We start from the raw sequence: 20,562 nt of genomic DNA on the forward strand, positions 1-20,562 counted from the left end.
GCAAAACGGATCAGATGCCGAATTCAGAGTCTGGCGCTGAGCCGAGATCAGCGCGTGATCACGACGCGGGTCTTGGCGAGGCCAGCCCGTGGCGCCAGCGAGAAGAACTGGGCGGCATTCTCGAAGTGCAGGCGAACGCAGCCATGCGAGGCCGGCCGGCCCAAGCGCTTCAGGCTATAGCGCTCCTCATCACATCACCCACCCGGGACCTCGTCCCCATTCAAGCTCGAACGAGGCAGATACATGAACAAGATCAAGGTCGCCAATCCCGTCGCCGATCTCGACGGCGATGAAATGACGCGCATCATCTGGCAGCTTATCAAGGACAAGCTGATCCATCCGTATCTCGACCTCGACATCGATTATTTCGACCTCTCCGTCGAAAACCGCGACGCCACCAACGACCAGGTCACCGTCGACGCCGCCAACGCCATCAAGAAATACGGCGTCGGCATCAAGTGCGCGACGATCACGCCGGATGAAGCCCGCGTCAAGGAATTCAACCTCAAGGAAATGTGGAAGAGCCCSAACGGCACGATCCGCAACATTCTCGGCGGCGTCATCTTYCGCGAGCCGATCATCTGCAAGAACGTGCCGCGCCTGGTTCCCGGCTGGACCAAGCCGATCGTCGTCGGCCGCCACGCCTTCGGCGACCAGTACCGCGCCACCGATTTCAAGTTCCCCGGCAAGGGCAAGCTGACGATCAAGTTCGTCGGCGAGGACGGCACCGTCATCGAGAAGGAAGTCTTCAACGCACCGGGCGCCGGCGTCGCCATGGCCATGTACAACCTCGACGAATCGATCCGCGAATTCGCYCGCGCCTCGATGATGTACGGYCTGATGCGCAAGTGGCCGGTCTATCTRTCGACCAAGAACACCATCCTCAAGGCCTATGACGGCCGCTTCAAGGACATCTTCGAGGAAGTCTACGAGACCGAATTCAAGGATCAGTTCAAGGAAGCCGGCATCACCTACGAACACCGCCTGATCGACGACATGGTCGCYTCGGCGCTCAAGTGGTCYGGCGGYTACGTCTGGGCCTGCAAGAACTAYGACGGCGACGTCCAGTCCGACACSGTCGCCCARGGCTTCGGCTCGCTCGGCCTGATGACCTCGGTTCTGCTGACGCCCGACGGCAAGACGGTCGAAGCCGAAGCCGCTCACGGCACGGTCACCCGYCACTACCGCCAGCATCAGAAGGGCCAGGAAACCTCGACGAACTCGATCGCCTCGATCTTCGCCTGGACCCGCGGCCTGGCGCACCGCGCCAAGCTCGACGACAATGCCGAGCTCGCCCGCTTCGCCTCGACGCTCGAAAAAGTCTGCGTCGACACTGTCGAATCCGGTTTCATGACCAAGGACCTGGCGCTGCTGATCGGCCCCGACCAGCCGTGGCTCTCGACCACCGCCTTCCTCGACAAGATCGACCAGAACCTGCAGAAGGCCATGGCGTAAGCCGGCCTTTCCAAGATAACATCGAAGCGGCGGGGATTTCCCCGCCGTTTTCATTTTAGGAGAATGAACCGATGACGGTCATCCTGCGGCCGCTTGAAGCCTCGGACCGCGCCGCTTGGGAGCCCCTGTGGGAGGCCTATCAGCGCTTCTACGAAGTGGTCATCCCGCCTGAAACCACGGACCTCACCTGGACTCGCTTCCACGATCCTGAAGAACCGATGCACGCGCTCGGTGCCTTTGACGACGATGGCCGTCTCGTCGGTATCGTCCATGCCATCTTTCACCGTTCCTGCTGGCTGCCGCAATGGACCTGCTATCTGCAGGATCTCTATGTTGACAACAGTCAGCGCGGGCTCGGCACCGGTGCCGCTTTGATCGAGGCCGTCGCCGACCTCGCCCGCGCAAACGGCGCAGGCAGGCTCTATTGGATGACGCACGAAACGAATGCAACGGCGCGGCGGCTCTACGACCGGATCGCCGAGCGCTCGGGTTTCATCCAGTACCGCAAGGCGCTCTAACGGTCTGGGGTTGCACAAAGGCCCTGCCGCACTATTGATTCCGGGGAACGGCAAGGCCGTAGAATAACGGGAACACGAGGAGGATGTCATGACTGAAGAACTGGTATTCTATACGAACCCCATGTCGCGCGGCCGCATCGCGCGCTGGATGCTGGAGGAGATCGGCCAACCCTACCGCACCGAATACCTGACCTTCGGCGAAACCATGAAGGCGCCCGAATATCTCGCAGTCAATCCGATGGGCAAGGTGCCGGCGATCCGCCACGGCGATACCATCGTCACCGAATGCGCGGCGATCTGCGCCTATCTCGCCGAAACCTTTCCTGAGAAGGCGCTGGCGCCGAGGCCGGACGAGCGCGCCCGCTATTATCGCTGGATGTTCTTTGCCGCCGGTCCTCTCGAATCGGCGGTGACGATGAAGGCTCTCGGCTTCGAAATTCCGAAGGAACGCCTGCGCATGGCCGGCTGCGGCGGTTTCGGCGACGTCATGAACACACTCGAGAAAGCCGTCTCCGCTTCGACCTATGTCGCCGGCGAGCGCTTCACCGCCGCCGACGTATATGTCGGCTCCCATATCGGCTGGGGCCTCGGATTCGGCGGCATCGAAAGACGCCAGGCCTTCCTCGACTATGTCGGCCGCATCAGCGAGCGTGAGGCCTACAAGCGGGCCAACGCCCTTGATGACGAAGCCATCAAGACCATGCAGGCCGCCTGAGCGTGGTCTTGAGCATCTTGGGGGCGCGGCTGATCCGCCGGGTCCCCCCACGGCCTTAGACGAGCGGCATGTGAATATCCGTCAGAAGCTCGTTCGGCGGCACGTCGCGGGGATTGTTGAGATACTCCTCGAACATGACCCTGTCCTTCAACTGCCGGCCGGATTTCGGCAGCCATTCGGCAAACAGCCACTGATAGGACTTGGGCATATTGGCATAGGGACCCTTATGGCGTAGCACCGCATAATCGCCACCGTCGATCACGCGCCGCTCGAACGGCGCATCGGCCGGCACGTCGGAAGCGCCGGTGACGCAGGCGATCGAGCGCAGCTTTTCCTCCGGCACAAGATCGGGATCGTCGAGATAGACGCCGATCATCCGCATGTCGGGCTTGGCGAGGCCGCGGGCGTAAAGCGTGCCGAACAGCATCTCGAAGGCCTTGTCGATCTGCATGTAGGAGCCGGTATGGCCAACGCCGATCAGCTCGATCGGCGCGATCTCGCGTATGGTAACGTCTAACATGACTTTGATCTTTCCGTTAGGTGAGGGCTCATAGGCTGTGTGGCTTCCCTCTTTCCGGTAGCGGGCCGGCGGCATGCCGTAGACCGACTTGAAAATACGATTGAAGGATTGGAGATTGGGATAGCCTGATCGCTTTGCAATTTCACTGACGGCAAGTTCCGTGCGGACGATCTCGCCCGCCGCGTGATGCAGCCTGAGCCGCTTGACGGTTGCCGCCAGCGTCTCGCCGTAGATCGCCCGGTAGATCCTGTGCCAGTGATAGCTCGACATGCAGGCGATTTCGGCAAGGCGCTCCATATCCAGCTCCTCATCCAAGTGGTCGTGAATATAGGCCGAAACCCGTCTCAGACGGTTTTCATAAAGTGCCCATGCCGTTTCGCCATTCATGTCGGAACCTCGTGTAAATCGATCGGCTTGAGAGAACCATAACCCGATTTGACAAATCCTGCGGACTTGAACCTTCGGCGAATCCTGCGTAGACCGGAAATCCGGCTCGAACCCAAAAGGAATGATAGATGCCGGATTTTTCAACATTAATGCTCTTTGCCGCCGCAGCGCTGGTGCTGACAGCCACGCCCGGCCCCGACATGCTGCTGATCGCCTCCCGCAGTATCGGCCAGGGACGCGCTGCCGGTTTCCTGACCTATGCCGGAATCGCGCTCGGCACCTATTGCCACGCCCTTGCCGCAGCATTCGGGCTGTCACAGCTCTTCATGACCGTGCCTGCCGCCTATGAAACAGTGCGCTGGGCCGGCTGTTGCTATCTTCTCTATCTCGCCTACAAGACGGTCCGCTCGGAAGGCGCCGCCTTTCAGCCGGCATCGACGCTGAAGCGGCTGTCTGGCCGGCGTATCTTCTTTGCAGGCCTTGCCACCAATCTGCTCAATCCGAAGATGGCGCTCTTCGTCATGGCGCTCTTTCCGCAATTCGTGAATGCGTCAGCCGGATCGCTGACGATGCAGATGCTGATACTTGCAAGCGTCCTGAACGGTATCGGCCTCGTCGTGAATGGCGCCGTGATTTTCCTCGGAAGCACGATCCGTTCGAGACTTCAATCAGCGAGCCGTTTCCCCAAGTTGCCGCAATATATCCTGGCAACGGTCTTCACCGGGCTCGCCTGTCGCCTTGCGCTGCAGCCGCGAAACTGAACATCGACTGACCACCGTCGTTGAAAACAAAACCGGCTGCGAAATCCATGATCTCGCAGCCGGTTTGAATTTCAAACTGTTGTCAGGCGGCAGTTCAGCCGGCAAGTGCCACGGCAACCGCCTCGATCGCTTCATCGGCCTTCGATCCGTCGGGGCCGCCGGCCTGCGCCATGTCGGGGCGGCCGCCGCCGCCCTTGCCGCCGAGGGCGGCAGATGCGATTCGGACGAGATCGACGGCGCTGTAGCGCTGCACGAGATCCGGTGTCACCGCCACGACAGCACTTGCCTTGCCGTCGTCGGACACACCGACGAGAGCAACGACGCCGGAGCCGATGCTGGTCTTGCCGTCATCGGCAAGCCCCTTCAAGTCCTTGGGATCGACGCCCGAAATCGCCTTGCCGAGGAACTTGACGCCGGCCACTTCGCGCACGGCATCGACCGAGCCGCCCTGCCCGCCGCCCATGGCGAGTTTGCGCTTGGCGTCAGCCAGTTCCTTTTCGAGCTTGCGGCGCTCGTCCATCAGCGCCTCGACACGTGACAGAACTTCGCCCGGCTGCACCTTCAGCGAGGCTGCAAGCGTCTTCACACGCTCGTCCTGTTCGGCCAGATATTCGCGCGCCGATTCGCCGGTGACGGCCTCGATACGGCGAACGCCGGCGCCGACGGCGCTGTCACCGAGAACGCGGATCAGGCCGATCTGGCCAGTGGCCCCGACATGCGTGCCGCCGCAGAGTTCGATCGAATAAGGCTTGCCAACCTTGGCGCCACGCACGCCCTCGCCCATCGCCACGACGCGGACTTCATCGCCGTATTTCTCGCCGAACAGCGCCATCGCGCCTTCAGCGATCGCATCGTCGACGCTCATCAGCCTCGTGGTAACCGGCGAATTCTGCAGCACGATCTCGTTCGCCATATCCTCGACGATCTTCAACTCCTCGGCCGACATCGGCTTCGGATGCGAGACGTCGAAACGCAGGCGCTCGGGCGCGACCAGCGAACCCTTCTGCGCCACATGGGTGCCGAGCACCTCGCGCAAAGCCTCGTGCAACAGGTGGGTCGCAGAGTGGTTGGCGCGCAGCCGCGAACGGCGGGCATGATCGACCGTCAGCACGACCGCATCGCCGTCCTTGACCACGCCGTCGATGACAATACCCTGATGCACGAACAGGCCTTCGCCTCGCTTCTGCGTATCTGAAATCTCGATCTTGGCGTGGTCGGACGAGATCACGCCGGTATCGCCCATCTGGCCGCCGGATTCGCCGTAGAACGGCGTCTGGCTGACGACGATCTGCACCTTGTCGCCGGCCTTGGCCTCGGTCGAAACCGCGCCCTCTTTGACGATCGCCTGCACGACGCCTTCGGCCGTTTCGGTGTCGTAGCCCAGGAATTCGGTCGCACCGTGTTTTTCCCTAAGCTCGAACCAGACGGTTTCCGTCGCCTTCTCGCCGGAACCGGCCCAGTGCGAGCGGGCTTCGGCCTTCTGGCGCTGCATCGCATCGGTGAAGCCGGAGATGTCCACGCCGATCTCACGGGCACGCAGTGCATCCTGTGTCAGATCGAGCGGGAAGCCGTAGGTGTCGTAGAGCTTGAAGGCGGTCTCACCATCCAGCATATCGCCCTTGGAAAGATCCGTCGTCGCGTCCGACAGAAGCGACAGGCCGCGTTCCAGCGTCTTGCGGAAGCGGTTTTCCTCCAGCTTCAGCGTTTCCGAGATCAGCGCCTCGGCGCGCACCAGTTCCGGATAGGCGCGGCCCATCTGCTGCACCAGCGTCGGCAGCAGCTTGTAGACCACCGGTTCCTTGGCGCCGAGCAGCTGTGCATGGCGCATGGCACGGCGCATGATGCGGCGCAGCACATAACCGCGGCCCTCATTCGACGGAAGCACGCCGTCGGCGATCAGGAAGGCCGAGGAGCGCAGGTGGTCGGCGATAACGCGGTGGCTGGCGCTGCCTTCCGCCTTGACGCCCATCGTGTCCTCGATGGTGCCGATCAGCGTGCGGAAGAGATCGGTGTCGAACACGCTCTGAACGCCCTGCAGAATGCAGGCCATGCGCTCCAGCCCCATGCCGGTATCGATCGACGGGCGGGGCAGCGGGTTGCGAACGCCGGGTTCGGTCTGCTCGAACTGCATGAAGACGAGGTTCCAGAATTCCAGGAACCGGTCGCCATCTTCCTCCGGTGAGCCCGGAGGGCCGCCCCAAACATTCTCACCCTGGTCGATGAAGATTTCCGAGCACGGGCCGCAGGGGCCGGTATCGCCCATCTGCCAGAAATTGTCAGAGGTCGGGATGCGGATGATCTTGTCGTCGGAAAAGCCGGCGATCTTCTTCCACAGCGTCGCAGCTTCTTCATCCTCGGAATAGACGGTCACCAGCAGGCGGTTTTTCGGAAGGTCGAAGCCTTCGGTGACGAGCTTCCAGGCAAGCTCGATCGCATTCTCCTTGAAATAGTCGCCGAAGGAGAAGTTGCCGAGCATCTCGAAGAAGGTCAGGTGGCGTGCAGTATAGCCGACATTGTCGAGGTCGTTGTGCTTGCCGCCGGCCCGCACGCATTTCTGCGAAGTCGTCGCCGTCGAATAGGGACGCTTTTCGAGGCCGGTGAAGACGTTCTTGAATTGCACCATGCCGGCATTGGTGAACATCAGCGTCGGGTCGTTGCGCGGTACGAGCGGGCTCGACGGAACGATCTCATGGCCGTTCTTCTTGAAATAGTCGAGGAAGGTCGACCGGATATCGTTCACACCGCTCATGCTATGCCCTTCAATGCTGCCGGAGGCAGGTAAATTTAAATTCATCGGCTTTTAACGTTCGCCCCCGCCACTGTCCAGCAGACAAACAAAACCGGCCGCATTCTCATCAGGAATGCGGCCGGTTGGAACTGTCCGATGAGTTTAAGCGCGAAAATTACATTTCCGCAGTGGCATCGCCATCGCCGTCATCCGGGTCCGGTCCGCCATTCTGCAGGAAGCGGTCGGCGATCAGGCCGGCATTCTGGCGCAGCGACAGTTCGATCTCGCGGGCGAGATCCGGATTGTCGCGCAGGAAAGTCTTGGCGTTTTCACGGCCCTGGCCGAGACGCTGGCTGTTATAGGAGAACCAGGCACCCGACTTTTCGACGATGCCGGCCTTGACGCCGAGATCGACCAGTTCGCCGGTCTTGGAGACACCCTCGCCATACATGATATCGAACTCGACCTGCTTGAAGGGCGGCGCCATCTTGTTCTTGACGACCTTGACGCGGGTCTGGTTGCCGATCACCTCTTCGCGCTCCTTGACAGCGCCGATGCGGCGGATGTCGAGGCGCACGGAAGCATAGAACTTCAGCGCATTGCCGCCCGTCGTCGTTTCCGGCGAACCGAACATGACGCCGATCTTCATGCGGATCTGGTTGATGAAGATAACCATGGTGTTCGACTTGGAGATCGAAGCGGTGAGCTTGCGCAGCGCCTGGCTCATCAGTCGTGCCTGCAGGCCGGGAAGGCTGTCGCCCATTTCGCCTTCGATTTCGGCGCGCGGCGTCAGTGCGGCGACCGAGTCGACGACGAGAACGTCAACGGCGCCGGAGCGCACCAGCGTATCGGTGATTTCGAGCGCCTGCTCGCCGGTATCGGGCTGCGAGATCAGAAGGTTCTGCAGGTCGACGCCAAGCTTGCGGGCATAGACGGGATCGAGCGCATGTTCGGCATCGACGAAGGCGCAGATGCCGCCCTTCTTCTGTGCTTCGGCAATCGTCTGCAGTGCAAGCGTCGTCTTACCGGAGCTTTCCGGCCCGTAGATCTCGATGATGCGGCCCCTCGGCAGGCCACCAACGCCGAGTGCAATATCGAGGCCAAGCGAGCCGGTCGAGATCGTCTCGATCTCGACAACATTCTCGTTGGAGCCGAGTTTCATGATCGAGCCCTTGCCGAACGACCGCTCTATCTGTGAGAGTGCCGCTTCAAGCGCCTTGCTTTTGTCCACCGATTTGTCCTCTACCAGCCGCAATGAATTCTGAGACATCCGATCCACCTTTAGGTTATTGAAGCCGCTCAAGCAATGTCGAGTTTGTACCCTATTTGTTCCATTCTCGCAACAGGCGATCAAATAGTTGAAAGAAAAAGGTAAAACGACACGTGTTCTGCATTTGTTTTATCAATGAAAAGCAACGACTTAGGCCAAAAGTGCCGACTCGGCCGCGGCAGGGCGCACCGTATCGATTCGTCCTTCGGGCATCGGGAGAGCGGATCGGATGAAGAAAAAGATTCTTGTTCTCGGCGGTGCGCATATCGACCGGCGTGGCCGAATCTCGGGCGAGACGGCGCCTGGCGCCAGCAATCCCGGCACCTGGTTCGAGGAGCCGGGCGGCGGTGGCTTCAATGCGGCGCGCAACCTCGCAAGGCTCGGTTTTCAGGTGACGATGATCTCGCCGCGCGGCGGCGATCCGATGGGCGAGACGGTTGGAGAAGCTGCCGATTTCTCCGGCATCGACGACCGGCCTTTCGTCTTCCTCGACCGCAAGACGCCGAGCTACACGGCGATCATCGAGAAGGACGGCAATCTGGTGATCGCCCTTGCCGACATGGATCTCTACCGCTTCTTCGTGCCGCGGCGTCTCTCCATCCGCTGGGTGCGGGAGGCCTTCGCCGCCCATGATTTCATCCTCTTTGACGCCAACCTGCCGGAAGAGACGATCGCGGCGATCGTCGCAAAGGCGCATTCGCTCGCCAAGCCCGTTGCGGCAATCGCCATCTCGCCGGCCAAGGTCGTCAGGCTGAAACCCTGCATCGGGGATATCGATTACCTGTTCCTGAATGAGGCTGAAGCCGCCGCCCTTGCCGGTGAGCGGCCGGAGGAGGCTGCGGGCTGGCCGCCGTTGCTGAACGAAATTGGCATCAGGAACGCCGTCGTCACCCGTGGCCGGCGCGAGCTCGTCGCGCTTTGCGATGGCCGCGCCGTGACGTTGCAGCCGCCGATCGCCGACACTGTCGCCGATGTCACGGGTGCCGGCGATTCTCTTGCGGCCGGCACACTCGCCGCATTGATATCAGGCCTGCCGCTCGAAGAAGCCGTCCGCCACGGCACCGCGGCCGCGATACTGACCGTGCAGTCGCGGCACGCCGTCAACGAAAATCTGACGCCCGATCTGCTGAATGAGGCGCTTGCCCTTGTTCCCAAGGTCAGAATTCTGCATTGAAGCGGCTAATTAAATAGTTGAGCATGATGTCGTCCGAAAACCGCTCACACTTTTCGGCATCATGCTCTGTCGATCACAGGACAAGACCATGACCAAGCCCATCTCCCCTCTTTTGCCAATCGCCTATTCGAAGGAAGTCGCCAGCGCCAAGCAGCGCGGCGCGCCTGTGGTGGCGCTGGAATCGACCATCATCACCCACGGCATGCCCTATCCCGGCAATATCGAGATGGCCCGCAGCGTCGAGGCGATCATCCGCGAACAGGGTGCAGTGCCGGCAACGATCGCCGTCATTCACGGCACGCTGCATATCGGTCTTGAAGCCGCGGAATTGGAGCAACTCGCCAAGGCGACCGAAGTGATGAAGGTGTCGCGCGCCGATCTCGCCTTCGCCATCGCCGAGCGCCGCACCGGCGCCACCACGGTCGCGGCGACGATGATCGCGGCGGCGCGCGCCGGCATCCGTGTCTTTGCCACAGGCGGCATCGGCGGCGTGCATCGCGGCGCCGAGGAAAGCTTCGATATATCAGCCGATCTCGAGGAACTGGCGCGCACCGGCGTCATCGTCGTCTGCGCCGGCGCCAAGGCGATCCTCGACATTCCAAAGACACTGGAAGTGCTGGAAACCCGCGGCGTGCCGGTCGTCACCTATGAGAGCGAGGAATTCCCCGCCTTCTGGTCGCGCTCCTCGGGCATCCGCAGCCCGCTGTCGCTGAACAGCCCGGCCGCCATCGCCAATTTCCAGACGGTGCGCGAGCAGCTCGGCGTCGACGGCGGCATGCTCGTCGCCAATCCGGTGCCTGAGGCCGACGAGATCGCACGCGAGGAGATGGAAATCTATATCGAGCGGGCGCTCGACAGCGCCGAGCGCGACGAAGTCACCGGCAAGGCGGTTACGCCCTATCTGCTCTCCACCATCTTCGACCTGACGGACGGCCAGAGCCTCAAGACCAATATCGCGCTTGTTGAGAATAATGCGCGGCTTGCGGCTGAGATTGCGGTTGCGTTGAGTGAATGAAGGTTTACGGGCTGGCAGGTATCAATTTTTAGCAGAGAGGTGGTGCCGTTCCAGCCCACCTCTGCCCTGCCGGGCATCTCCTCCACAGGTGGGGAGATTACAAGCGGCAAAACCTTCGCATCGCATCAACGTTTCGCCGAGCTGCATGGATATTTGGTTAGGGAGCCAGTGCACCCAGCCGATCTCCCCTCCTTGTAGGGGAAATGCCCGGCAGGGCAGAGCGTGCCCTCCGACAGCACCTCACTCACCCATCCAGCGTCTCCTTCACCACAACAGCGAGCTGCTTCAGCGAGAAGGGCTTCGGCAGGAAGCCGAATTTCGCCTCCGGCGGCAGGTTGCGGGCAAAAGCATCTTCGGCATAACCTGAGACGAAGATGAACTTCATGTCGGGATAGGTCTTGCGCAGCTCGCGCAGCAGCGTCGGACCGTCCATTTCGGGCATCACGACGTCGGAGACGACGATGTCGACCTTGCCGTCGAGTTCTTCCAAGATGCTGAGTGCCTCGACGCCCGAGCCCGCCTCGTGCACGGTATAGCCCCGCGTTTCCAGCATGCGCTTGCCGCCGCGGCGCACAGCCTCCTCGTCCTCGACGAGAAGGATGACGGCCGATCCCGTCAGGTCCTCCGGCTGATGCGGCGATACCGGCAGCGGCACCACTTCGGCCCCGGCGATGGCGCCGTCGATCGAGCCCGCTTCGGCGGCCACCGCCGGCTCCGGAATGTGGCGCGGCAGGAAGACGCGGAAGGTTGTGCCCTTGCCGACTTCGGATTCCGGCTGGATGTAGCCGCCCGACTGTTTGACGATGCCGTAGACCATGGCGAGGCCAAGCCCGGTGCCCTTGCCGACATCCTTGGTGGTGAAGAACGGCTCGAAGATCTTGTCCATGATCTCGGGGGCGATACCGGTGCCGTTATCCGCGACTTCGACCAGCACCATGTCCTCGGCCGGCATGTAGGAGTAGTTGAAGGCGGAGACCTCGGCGGCGGTCAGATTGCGGGTGCGCAGTGTCAGCGTGCCACCCTCGGGCATCGCGTCGCGCGCATTGACGCAGAGATTGATCAGCACCTGCTCGAACTGCGAAAGGTCTGTTTTGACAGGCCAGAGGTCGCGGCCATATTGCACGTCGAGTTTGACATTGGTGCCGGAAAGCAGCCGGTCGACCAGCATGCGCAGGTCGCCGACGACATCGGTCAGGTTCAGCACCGAGGGCCGCATCGTCTGCTTGCGTGAGAAGGCGAGAAGCTGGCGCACCAGCACGGCGGCACGGTTGGCGTTGCGCTTGATCTCTATCAGGTCGGCGAAGCTGGCATCGGCCGGTCGCGCCTGCAGCAGCAGATGGTCGGAGGAAAGCAGGATCGCCGTCAGCACGTTGTTGAAATCATGCGCGATGCCGCCGGCGAGCGTTCCCACAGCATTCATCTTCTGCGTCTGCGCCATCTGTGCTTCCAGCGCCTTCTGCTCGGTCACCTCGACGGCGTAGACGATCGCCGCCTCCTCGGGCGCCTCGTCGCTCTGGTCGATGACGGCATTGACATAGAAGCGGAAATAGCGCGCCTCGTCGCTCGGTGTGCGGGTGTCGAGCGGCGCAATGTCGCCCTGCCGGTCCTTGGCCGCCGCCAGCGCCGCGGCGAGCTGTGGCCGATCGCTCTCCTGCACGATGGTTTCAAGATGCGGCGCCTTTTCGAGGTCATCGCGCGAGACGACACCAGAGAACATCTTCAGGAATGGTGCATTGGTGCGCAGGATACGCCCGTCGCCGTCAACCGAGGCGATTGCCATCGGTGTGTTGTTGAAGAAGCGGGTGAAGCGCATGGCAGCGGCCGAAGCGGACTGGCCGCCGGCATCGCTCTTTTCACGCGCCAGCACGATCGTCCGGCTTTCGCCGGGTGCGCCGTCGCGCATCGAGGTAACGCTGTGGATGATCTGCACCGGCAGGCTCTGGCCATTGCTCTTGCGCAGGTCGAGATCGAGCGTCACGGTCTTCTTCAGGCCGGGTTCGGCCTGCACCGATTGAATCAACGCGAGCCCCTCGCCCGCCACCACGTCGCCGATCGTCATCGAGCCCGGCACGAATTTGGTGAGGTCGAGGCCCAGCCACTCGGCAAGCGTCGCATTCAGGTAGAAGATCTCGCCCTTCCTGCCGGCGGAAAAGAAGCCAGCCGGCGCATGGTCGAGATAGTCGATCGCGTTCTGCAATTCCTTGAAGAAGCGCTCCTGGTCGTCGCGCTCCGTGGTGATGTCGGTGATCTGCCAGATCTGCAGCGGCTTGCCGCCGTTCTCCTCCGGCTGCAGCAGCCGTGCCTTCAGCCGGTACCAATGGGCGCCGGAACTGTTGCTGCCGGGGCCGACGGCACGCAGCAGGCGGAATTCCTCGCGGCCTTCCTTGCCCTCGCGCAGCCCGTTGACCAGCCTGTAGAGCGCCTCGTTGGATTCGCGATGACGCGACAGCAGCGTTTCCAGCGTCTGCACCTCGGTCGCCTTGCGAGCGCCGGTCAGCGCACCATAGGCGGCATTGGCATAGATGATCCGGCCCTTTTCGTCGGTGATCAGCGTTCCGTCGGGATGGCTGTTGAGGAAGGCGCGCGCCAGGCTGTCGGACTGGCGCTGCGGCATCACCTCAATGAAGCCGATGACCGAGGATACCAGGAAGAAGATGCCGACCATGGCGAGCACGCCGAGACCGCCAAGCACGACCTCGTTGTCGAGCGACTTTTTGAAGAAGACGAAGGCGCCGGCGGCAGCGATCAGCACGAGCGCCAGCAGAAGAATGCGCAAGACCGTGCCAGAACGCCCCCCACGATCCACAAGCGGTGCGTTATAGTCGTCGGCCTGACGCGGTTTCGTCATGTATTCCTCACATAAGCCCTCCCGCTTCGTAGCACGAACACGAAGCAGGAATCAGGCACTCTTTCCTTCTTAGCAATTTGCTGCGTCGGCAAAAACACCGCTAGTCCGCAAGACTGCTTGAATTCACAGGCAACAGCGCCATCTGCCCCAGAAGCCCAGCTGCTGCCCGTGCGCAAGGTCGTCGAGTGCCAAGCAGCGGAACACGAAATCGCGTTCTCCCGTGACTGGACAGGATCGGCGGGCCTTGCCTAAGGAACGGAAAAGTCGTCAATATGTGCCGAATGCGAAATGGAGTGGGTGACTATGTTGGATGATGTTGTCGGAGCTTATGGCAGCCGTTTCCTGCTTGCCGCCGGTGGCGTCGGTCTGGCGCTTCTCCTGCTCATCATCGTGCTCTGGGTGATCCGCAGCCGGGCGCCCTCGCCCTTCGTGCGCGGCGGCCGCAACCGGCAGCCCCGGCTGCAAGTGCTGGATGCCGCAGCCGTCGATGCCCGTCGCCGTCTGGTGCTGGTGCGCCGCGACGACGTCGAGCACCTGATCATGATCGGCGGCCCGAGCGATATCGTCATCGAGAGCCGTATCCTCCCCGCAGCGGCCGAACAGCCGGACAGTGCCAGCCGCCCGCAGCCCGTCGAGCAGCGTCCGATATCCGTCGCGCGGCCGGAAACGCCGCCGATCTCGCCACCACGCCCGCCGGTCGCAGCCCGTGTCGAGCCGGCCGCCGAACCCACTTTCTCTGCGCCGGTTTCGCCGGAGCCGCGCCCGCGCCCAGAGCCGTCGGCCCAACCACCGGCCCCGCCTGCCGTGGCACCGCCGGTGGTCACGAGCCCTCTTCCGGCAGAGCCTGTGACAGCTCCGCTGTCGGCCGAACGCGACAATCCTCTGCGTGCCGTCCCGCCCCAGACGCGCCCGCCGGAGCGCCCCGCCGCTCCCCCAGCCGCGCAGCCCGCACCGTTTCACGATGCCTCAAGTGCCGCCGAGATCCTCGATGCCGCCCGCCAGCGCGTGCTGCCGCAACAGCGAATCGAACCCGAGGTCTCAGCCCCGTCCGTCCAGCACATGCCGGCGGCCGCACGCGCCGCACCTGCAACGGCCGAAGACGAGGCGGCTGCGCAGCCGGCAGCGGCGATCCGTCATGATTTCCAGCGGGTGCTGGAAGAGGAAATGTCGAGCAATCTGACGGCCGAACGCATCGTGCCGGCGCCGGCAAATCAGGCGCCCCGCCAAGCCGTGCCGCAGCCAGGCAACCTGCCACGCCGTGATCCCGAGCTTGCCCCGATCACCGGCGCCGATACCGAACTGCAGAAGGAAGTCGCACGCATCTTCGGCGAAATGAGTGTCAATCGCGACAAGTGAAGGCAAACGCGCCTGCCTGACGTCGAATTACCAGAGCGCCCCTTCCTTCATCATCACGTTGCATAAAAGCCGCATTTCCCTGGCTTTCAGCTCCCGAACGGCTTGGGGGCTGCCTTTCATGCCGATCATTTGTTATCCCTAGGGTTGAAGAGCGTCGGCGCATTCGAGGTTGCACTTTGCCTAAGTAAATACCGGTCTCACTCCAGTTTCACCCGTACTGCCGCAGAGCGACACGCTGGCGGCATGCGAACATGTTCATCGGGTGGTGGCGAGAGACCGGTTTGGCATTGTTACAATGTGCCATGTGCAGCTCCGCTGTCTCAGCTCTTCAGCCGCCCACAACATCGCCACACCGCGCCCGCAAGGGTTTTCTCATGCACCATCTTGGTGGACTTCCGAGCGGAAGACCAAGACGGTATGTGCAATACGCTTCAGGTCCGATGGACCATTATTCCAAAGACAGCTCCCCAGCCTTGGATTGCATGCGGTGGATGCGGAGGCCTGAGAGCCTTCCAATCCAGCGGCAAGATCCGGCTCAACGCCAACGGTCGCAGGCTTGATGCTTGGCTTATCTACAAATGCCTGACCTGTGAAAGGACATGGAACCGGCCAATCATCGAGCGCCGCAATGTTCGCGACATCGACCCTGCAATCCTTGACGCGTTACAATCCAACGATCCGGACTGGATCCGGGCGGAAACCTTCAACCTGGATGCTCTCCGGCACAAGTCGCAACGTGTGGACGAGTTTGCTGAATTTGAAATCGCGAAAGAAATCCAGCGCGAAACTGCACATTGGACGAGTTTGGCAATCGAACTGATAGTCCCGTTTCCAACCAGCATACGGCTTGACCGTCTGCTCGCGTCCGAGTTGAAAGTTTCGCGCTCGCGGCTGCAGGCTCTTCATGATGAAGGCATGGTTCGCACAGATCCTGACCGATCAAACGTCATGCGGCGACGAATCAGGAATGGCACCCTTATCGTGATCGACCTCGCCATGCAGGCCGATCGAGAGCAATCGTGGAAACCTCTGGCATCAGGAGATCGGCTGTAATCACGGAATCTGCGGCCACAACGGCTCGATCCCGGGCCTTTGTGGCTTGTTCCCCAACACGCGAGGACAATGGATAACAAAAAAGCGCCGCGATCAGATCGCGGCGCTTATTCTGCTCTCATGCCTGCATGAAAACTCTCATTCGTCGCGATAGACCTTTTCGCGGCGTTCGTGACGCTCCTGCGCCTCGATCGACAGTGTCGCGATCGGGCGGGCGTCGAGGCGCTTGAGGCCGATCGGCTCGCCAGTTTCCTCGCAATAGCCGTAGGTGCCGTCTTCGATGCGCTGCAGTGCCGCGTCGATCTTCGAAATCAGCTTTCTCTGCCGGTCACGGGCGCGAAGTTCGATCGCCCGGTCTGTTTCCGACGACGCCCGGTCGGCGAGGTCGGGATGGTTTGCGCTTTCCTCGGCCAGATGGTCGAGTGTCTCGCGCGCTTCTCTAAGGATATCATTTCTCCATGCAACCAGCTTCGCCCTGAAGTAGGCACGCTGGTTTACGTTCATGAATTCTTCCTCTTCCGAGGGAACGTAATTGCTAAGATCGATCTTCTCACTCAACGCGATTCTCCTGAAGAACATCTCATCTGGCCGGGTGTATATCCCAAGCGCTAGTCGCGATTCAAGCCAAATACGACAGGTAAACAGATTTTTAAATCTGTCACAGTTTTCGGCTAACAGACTATTTTCTCATCATTATTCCGGCTTGCGTTTTTTGCTTCGCCTTCAAAACGCCGTGTTATCAGCCGCGTTTTGGGCAGCTGGAGCAGCGCTGACTGTTGACGCCGGCCGATTGCAACCGCTACTGAAAAGGCCCGCTGGATCCTGGATTTGCCCATGACCGTACCCCTGCCTCCGCCCAACCGCATCTATCTCCTGCGCCATGCCGAGGCCGCCTGGGCCGAACCCGGACAGCGCGATTTCGACCGGCCGCTGAACGAAAAGGGCTTTGGCGATGCCGAAATCATCGCCGACAAGGCCGCCGACAAGGGCTACCGTCCCGATCTTCTGATCAGTTCGACCGCGCTGCGCTGCCGCGATACCGCCGATGCGGTGTACCGGGCGATGGGCCTCACGCTCGAGGTTCGTTATGTTGACGCGCTCTATAATGCCACGGTCGACACCTATCTCGAGATCATCGATGCACAGGACGAATCTGCCGTCATGCTGGTCGGCCACAATCCAACCATGGAGCAGGCGCTGGAGGCGCTGATCGGTCACGAGGCGATGGTAAGCGCCCTTCCCGGCGGCTTCCCGACGGCAGGCCTTGCCGTCGTCGATTACGATGCTTCCGCCGCCGTCTGGCGCCTCACCGATTTCGTGGTCGTCTGAAGACTTTCGCGCCGCTTCTTTTGCGGGCGGCGCGCCCTCCCTATATTGCGGGGCAGTCACCAACCGGAATCGCGCCTTGCCGCCACGCCTGACATCTTTTGCCGATGACGCCCGCATCGCCTTCGACAATCTCGCCGATCGGGCGAGCGGCCTCGTCAATCCGACCGTGCGGCTCGGCGTCACCGGCCTCTCCCGTTCTGGCAAGACGGTCTTCATCTCCTCGCTGGTCCATAATCTGTTGAATGGCGGCCGCCTGCCGCTGTTCGAGCCGGTCCAATCCGGCCGCGTCTCGGCGGTGCGGCTGGAGCCGCAGCCTGACGATGCCGTGCCGCGCTTTCAATACGAGGACCATATCCGCGCACTGGTGAAGGACCGTATCTGGCCGGATTCGACCCGCGCCATATCCGAACTGCGCATCACGCTGGATTATCAGAGCGCCAGCGGCTGGAACCGGCTGTTTTCGCCCGGCCGCCTGTCGATCGATATCGTCGATTATCCCGGCGAATGGCTGCTCGACCTGCCACTGCTCGGCAAGGATTATCGTACCTTCAGCGAGGAGACGATTGCGCTTGCCGAAACCGGCGTCCGCTCCGAGCTGTCACGCCAATGGCTGGCGCTGACGCGCACCGCCGATATCCATGCCGGTGCCGACGAGATGGTCGCCCGCGATCTCGCCACCGCCTTCGCCGATTATCTCAAGGCCTGCAAGGCCGACGAACGCTCGCTCTCCACCCTGCCGCCCGGCCGCCTGCTTCTGCCCGGCGATCTCGACGGGTCGCCGGCATTGACCTTCGCGCCGCTAGCGCTGCCGCCGGACGGGCGTCCCGGCCGCGGCTCGCTCTGGACGATGATGGAGCGGCGCTACGAGGCCTACAAATCGGTCGTCGTCAAACCTTTCTTCCGCGAACATTTCGCCCGGCTCGACCGCCAGATCGTCCTGGTCGATGCACTGCAGGCGATGAACCGCGGCCCCGAAGCCGTGCAGGATCTGGAACGCGCGCTGACCGATGTGCTCGCCTGTTTCCGCCCTGGCACCAATTCGCTGCTCTCCTCCCTGCTCGGGCGCCGCATCGACCGCGTGCTGGTCGCCGCCACCAAGGCTGACCATCTCCACCATGAAAGCCACGACCGGCTCGATGCCCTGACCCGCCGCCTAGTGGATCGCGCCATCGACCGCATCGGCATGGCAGGCGCCGGAATCGACGTCATGGCGCTTGCCTCCGTGCGCGCCACCCGCGAAGCGACCGTCAAACGTGATGGCCATGAACTGCCGGTCATCGTCGGCACGCCGATGGAGGGCGAAACCATCGCCGGCGAGCGCTTTGACGGCCAGAGAAAGACCGCGATCTTCCCCGGCGACCTGCCTGAGGATCCGGAAAGCCTGTTCGATCGCCTCGCCGCGGGCGACACCGGTCTGCAACTGCCCGATGTCAACGTCGTCAGATTCCGCCCGCCGCAACTCGAGGAAACCGGCGGCGGCATCAAGCTGTCGGTGCCGCATATCCGCCTCGACCGCGCCATGCAGTTCCTGTTCGGAGACCGTCTCGCATGAGCAAGCCCCCGTCCGATCCGCCGCGCCGCGCACCCGCTGCCTTCAACTATGAGGACGAGGCTGCCGAGCTGCGCGACAACGGCCGGCAAGGAGAGCGGCGGCGCAAGCCGGAAAGCTTCTCCGAAAATATCGTTGTCACACCTGACGAGGACGATCCCTTCCTCAATCCAGAGAAGGATCTGAGCGCGGTCCCCGTTGCAACGCCGCTGAGACGTCGGACCTCCTTCGGCAAGATCGCCGCCGGCGCATTCGGCATCCTGCTGTCGCTCGCAATCGGCCTCTGGACCGATAGCCTGATCCGCGATCTCTTCACCCGCGCCGACTGGCTGGGTTATGCAGCCCTTGCCGTGCTGGCAATCGGCATCCTTGCCGTGCTGGCCCTCGTCATCCGCGAAACCGTTGGCATGATGCGCCTTGCCGCCGTCCAGAAGATCAAGGCCGAAGCCGAGGCGGCGATACTCGAGACTCGGCCGGCCAAGGCGCGCGCAGTCGTCGCCCAGCTGACCACGCTGCTGTCGGCAAATCCTGAGACATCGAAGGGTCGCGCGACGCTGAAGGCGACCGAAGGCGAGGTCATCGATCCCCCACATCTGATTGCACTAGCCGAACGCGAACTGCTCGCTCCCCTCGATCGCAAGGCCAGGGCGCTCATCGTCAACGCCTCCAAGCGTGTCTCGATCGTCACCGCCGTCAGCCCGCGCGCCGTCGTCGATCTGCTCTATGTGCTCTACGAGGCGGTACGCCTCATCCGCGCTATGGCCGAGCTGTACGGCGGCCGTCCCGGCACGCTCGGCATGTTCCGCCTGCTGCGTGACGTGCTGGCGCACCTGGCCGTCACCGGCTCGATCGCCGTCGGCGACAGCCTGGTCCAGCAGGTGCTCGGCCATGGGCTTGCCTCGAAGCTCTCGGCCCGACTCGGCGAAGGTGTCATCAACGGCCTGATGACCGCCCGCATCGGAATCGCGGCGATGGATCTCTGCCGCCCGCTTGCCTTCCACGCCCTGAAGCGGCCGGGAATCGGTGATTTCATCGGCGATCTCACTCCCTCCATGTCGCCGCGCGGCAACAATCCTTGAACGAAGCAGCGATTCCGCAGCTTTCGCCTCCCCTAAGGTAATGCCAGAGAAATTTGAGCAGATTCAATGCTCTAGGGACGAAATTTTAAAATCATCACCGCGCAAAAACCCTGTATTGCCTTGCATTTCGGCACAATCGAAAGGAAGGATTAACCATTCTTCGGCAAAACTTGCAGCCAGTTCGTGAGTGGTGTTTGCCAAGGAAAATCCATGTATTCGCGCAAGTTTCTCATCGTATGCGGCCTGGCCGCCGCGGCATTGTCTCCCGTTGCAGATGTCGCTCCGGCAGCCACCGCTGCAACCCGTGACAAGGCCTTCTTCGATTCCGTCGCCGGCTCCTGGAAGGGTCCCGGCGAAATCGTCGCCGGCAAGTACAAGGGCACGAAATTCACCTGCAACCTGATCGGTGAGCCCACCGGCGACAGCAGCGCCGGCATCAAGCTCGACGGCACCTGCCGCGTCGGCGTCTTCAAGCAGCCGATGACCGCCGTCATCTCGCAGTCGGGCTCGAGCTACAAGGGCAAGTTCCTCGACGGTGCCGCCGGCAAGGGCCTTGACGTCGTCTCCGGCGCCGTCAGCGAGGATACCGTCGTTGTCGGCATCAACCGCGCCAAGCTGAATGGTGCGATGATCGCCCGCGTGCGCGACGACAAGACGATGAACGTCACCGTTTCGGTCAAGGTCGAAAGCCAGATGATCCCGGTTATTGGCCTGACGCTGACCCGCCAGGTCGACGAGATGGCCGTCGGTTCTATCCAGTAGACAAACCGCACAGCGGATTTTCCTGAAGCGGCGGGTTTCCCGC

Annotated in this window: 18 protein-coding genes and 1 pseudogene; 12 read left to right on the plus strand and 7 right to left on the minus strand. The window is 62.1% G+C overall.

The annotated features are described in order from the left end of the window. Nucleotides 1-47 precede the first annotated feature (47 nt). A pseudogene (locus AC1D2N_RS16825) lies at nt 48-179 on the minus strand (L,D-transpeptidase); the annotation flags it as partial. Between the two features lie 64 nt (nt 180-243). On the opposite strand from AC1D2N_RS16825, the gene AC1D2N_RS16830 reads away from it, so the two are divergent. The 3 genes from AC1D2N_RS16830 (at nt 244) to AC1D2N_RS16840 (ending at nt 2,688) form a co-directional block, all read left to right on the plus strand. Continuing rightward, nucleotides 244-1,455, plus strand: coding sequence for an NADP-dependent isocitrate dehydrogenase (locus AC1D2N_RS16830; protein WP_018242215.1), 1,212 nt, complete (start codon nt 244-246; stop codon nt 1,453-1,455). A gap of 71 nt (nt 1,456-1,526) precedes the next feature. Then, the gene (locus AC1D2N_RS16835; protein ID WP_018242216.1) at nt 1,527-1,973 is read left to right on the plus strand and encodes a GNAT family N-acetyltransferase; all 447 of its coding nucleotides are present in this window, start codon (nt 1,527-1,529) and stop codon (nt 1,971-1,973) included. Between the two features lie 88 nt (nt 1,974-2,061). Further along, the gene (locus AC1D2N_RS16840; RefSeq protein WP_018242217.1) at nt 2,062-2,688 is read left to right on the plus strand and encodes a glutathione S-transferase family protein; all 627 of its coding nucleotides are present in this window, start codon (nt 2,062-2,064) and stop codon (nt 2,686-2,688) included. Nucleotides 2,689-2,743: 55 nt separating this feature from the next. Here the strand turns inward: AC1D2N_RS16840 and AC1D2N_RS16845 are convergent, their stop codons facing one another. Then, nucleotides 2,744-3,595, minus strand: a complete 852-nt coding sequence (locus tag AC1D2N_RS16845) for an AraC family transcriptional regulator (protein ID WP_477981630.1) — start codon at nt 3,593-3,595, stop codon at nt 2,744-2,746. Between the two features lie 128 nt (nt 3,596-3,723). Between AC1D2N_RS16845 and AC1D2N_RS16850 the strand changes: the two genes are divergently transcribed. Then, the gene (locus AC1D2N_RS16850; RefSeq protein ID WP_112903324.1) at nt 3,724-4,356 is read left to right on the plus strand and encodes a LysE family translocator; all 633 of its coding nucleotides are present in this window, start codon (nt 3,724-3,726) and stop codon (nt 4,354-4,356) included. Nucleotides 4,357-4,450: 94 nt separating this feature from the next. Here AC1D2N_RS16850 and alaS read toward each other — a convergent pair whose 3' ends face one another. Next, entirely contained in the window at nt 4,451-7,105 is a 2,655-nt protein-coding gene (gene alaS / locus AC1D2N_RS16855; RefSeq protein ID WP_168331631.1) for an alanine--tRNA ligase, read from the minus strand. A 154-nt stretch (nt 7,106-7,259) separates the two neighbouring features. Beyond that, nucleotides 7,260-8,354: a recombinase RecA gene (gene recA / locus AC1D2N_RS16860; RefSeq protein ID WP_003540131.1), complete on the minus strand. Its 1,095-nt coding sequence runs from the start codon at nt 8,352-8,354 to the stop codon at nt 7,260-7,262. 229 nt (nt 8,355-8,583) lie between these two features. Between recA and AC1D2N_RS16865 the strand changes: the two genes are divergently transcribed. Continuing rightward, nucleotides 8,584-9,528, plus strand: a complete 945-nt coding sequence (locus AC1D2N_RS16865) for a carbohydrate kinase family protein (protein ID WP_130652499.1) — start codon at nt 8,584-8,586, stop codon at nt 9,526-9,528. Nucleotides 9,529-9,616: 88 nt separating this feature from the next. Next, nucleotides 9,617-10,543, plus strand: coding sequence for a pseudouridine-5'-phosphate glycosidase (locus AC1D2N_RS16870; protein WP_018445184.1), 927 nt, complete (start codon nt 9,617-9,619; stop codon nt 10,541-10,543). A 244-nt stretch (nt 10,544-10,787) separates the two neighbouring features. On the opposite strand, the gene cckA is transcribed toward AC1D2N_RS16870, so the two are convergent. Beyond that, the gene (cckA, locus tag AC1D2N_RS16875; RefSeq protein WP_130652500.1) at nt 10,788-13,391 is read right to left on the minus strand and encodes a cell cycle histidine kinase CckA; all 2,604 of its coding nucleotides are present in this window, start codon (nt 13,389-13,391) and stop codon (nt 10,788-10,790) included. Nucleotides 13,392-13,688: 297 nt separating this feature from the next. Here cckA and AC1D2N_RS16880 point away from each other — a divergent pair, with 297 nt between their 5' ends. Next, the gene (locus AC1D2N_RS16880; protein ID WP_130723520.1) at nt 13,689-14,747 is read left to right on the plus strand and encodes a flagellar biosynthetic protein FliO; all 1,059 of its coding nucleotides are present in this window, start codon (nt 13,689-13,691) and stop codon (nt 14,745-14,747) included. A gap of 417 nt (nt 14,748-15,164) precedes the next feature. Further along, nucleotides 15,165-15,800 carry a DUF1062 domain-containing protein gene (locus tag AC1D2N_RS16885; protein WP_130652501.1) on the plus strand — a complete coding sequence of 212 codons (636 nt, stop codon included), beginning with the start codon at nt 15,165-15,167 and terminating at the stop codon, nt 15,798-15,800. A 138-nt stretch (nt 15,801-15,938) separates the two neighbouring features. On the opposite strand, the gene dksA is transcribed toward AC1D2N_RS16885, so the two are convergent. Next, entirely contained in the window at nt 15,939-16,358 is a 420-nt protein-coding gene (dksA, locus tag AC1D2N_RS16890) for an RNA polymerase-binding protein DksA (RefSeq protein WP_017964517.1), read from the minus strand. A 276-nt stretch (nt 16,359-16,634) separates the two neighbouring features. Here dksA and AC1D2N_RS16895 point away from each other — a divergent pair, with 276 nt between their 5' ends. The 3 genes from AC1D2N_RS16895 (at nt 16,635) to AC1D2N_RS16905 (ending at nt 19,757) form a co-directional block, all read left to right on the plus strand. After that, the gene (locus AC1D2N_RS16895; RefSeq protein ID WP_018445180.1) at nt 16,635-17,129 is read left to right on the plus strand and encodes a SixA phosphatase family protein; all 495 of its coding nucleotides are present in this window, start codon (nt 16,635-16,637) and stop codon (nt 17,127-17,129) included. 76 nt (nt 17,130-17,205) lie between these two features. Next, on the plus strand, nt 17,206-18,681 hold the full coding sequence (locus tag AC1D2N_RS16900) for a YcjX family GTP-binding protein (RefSeq protein WP_130652502.1): 1,476 nt from the start codon (nt 17,206-17,208) through the stop codon (nt 18,679-18,681). Beyond that, on the plus strand, nt 18,678-19,757 hold the full coding sequence (locus AC1D2N_RS16905; RefSeq protein WP_130652503.1) for a YcjF family protein: 1,080 nt from the start codon (nt 18,678-18,680) through the stop codon (nt 19,755-19,757). The genes AC1D2N_RS16900 and AC1D2N_RS16905 overlap by 4 nt, the downstream gene beginning before the upstream one ends. Before the next feature lie 63 nt (nt 19,758-19,820). Here AC1D2N_RS16905 and AC1D2N_RS16910 read toward each other — a convergent pair whose 3' ends face one another. Continuing rightward, a complete protein-coding gene (locus AC1D2N_RS16910) occupies nt 19,821-19,958 on the minus strand; it encodes a hypothetical protein (protein ID WP_165403092.1) in 138 nt (45 codons plus the stop codon). A 9-nt stretch (nt 19,959-19,967) separates the two neighbouring features. Between AC1D2N_RS16910 and AC1D2N_RS16915 the strand changes: the two genes are divergently transcribed. Next, nucleotides 19,968-20,519 (plus strand): hypothetical protein, encoded by a 552-nt coding sequence (locus AC1D2N_RS16915; RefSeq protein WP_003540146.1) that lies wholly within the window; start codon nt 19,968-19,970, stop codon nt 20,517-20,519. The last annotated feature ends 43 nt before the right edge of the window (nt 20,520-20,562 follow it).

The organism is Rhizobium sp. P1_B8 (assembly GCF_056406515.1).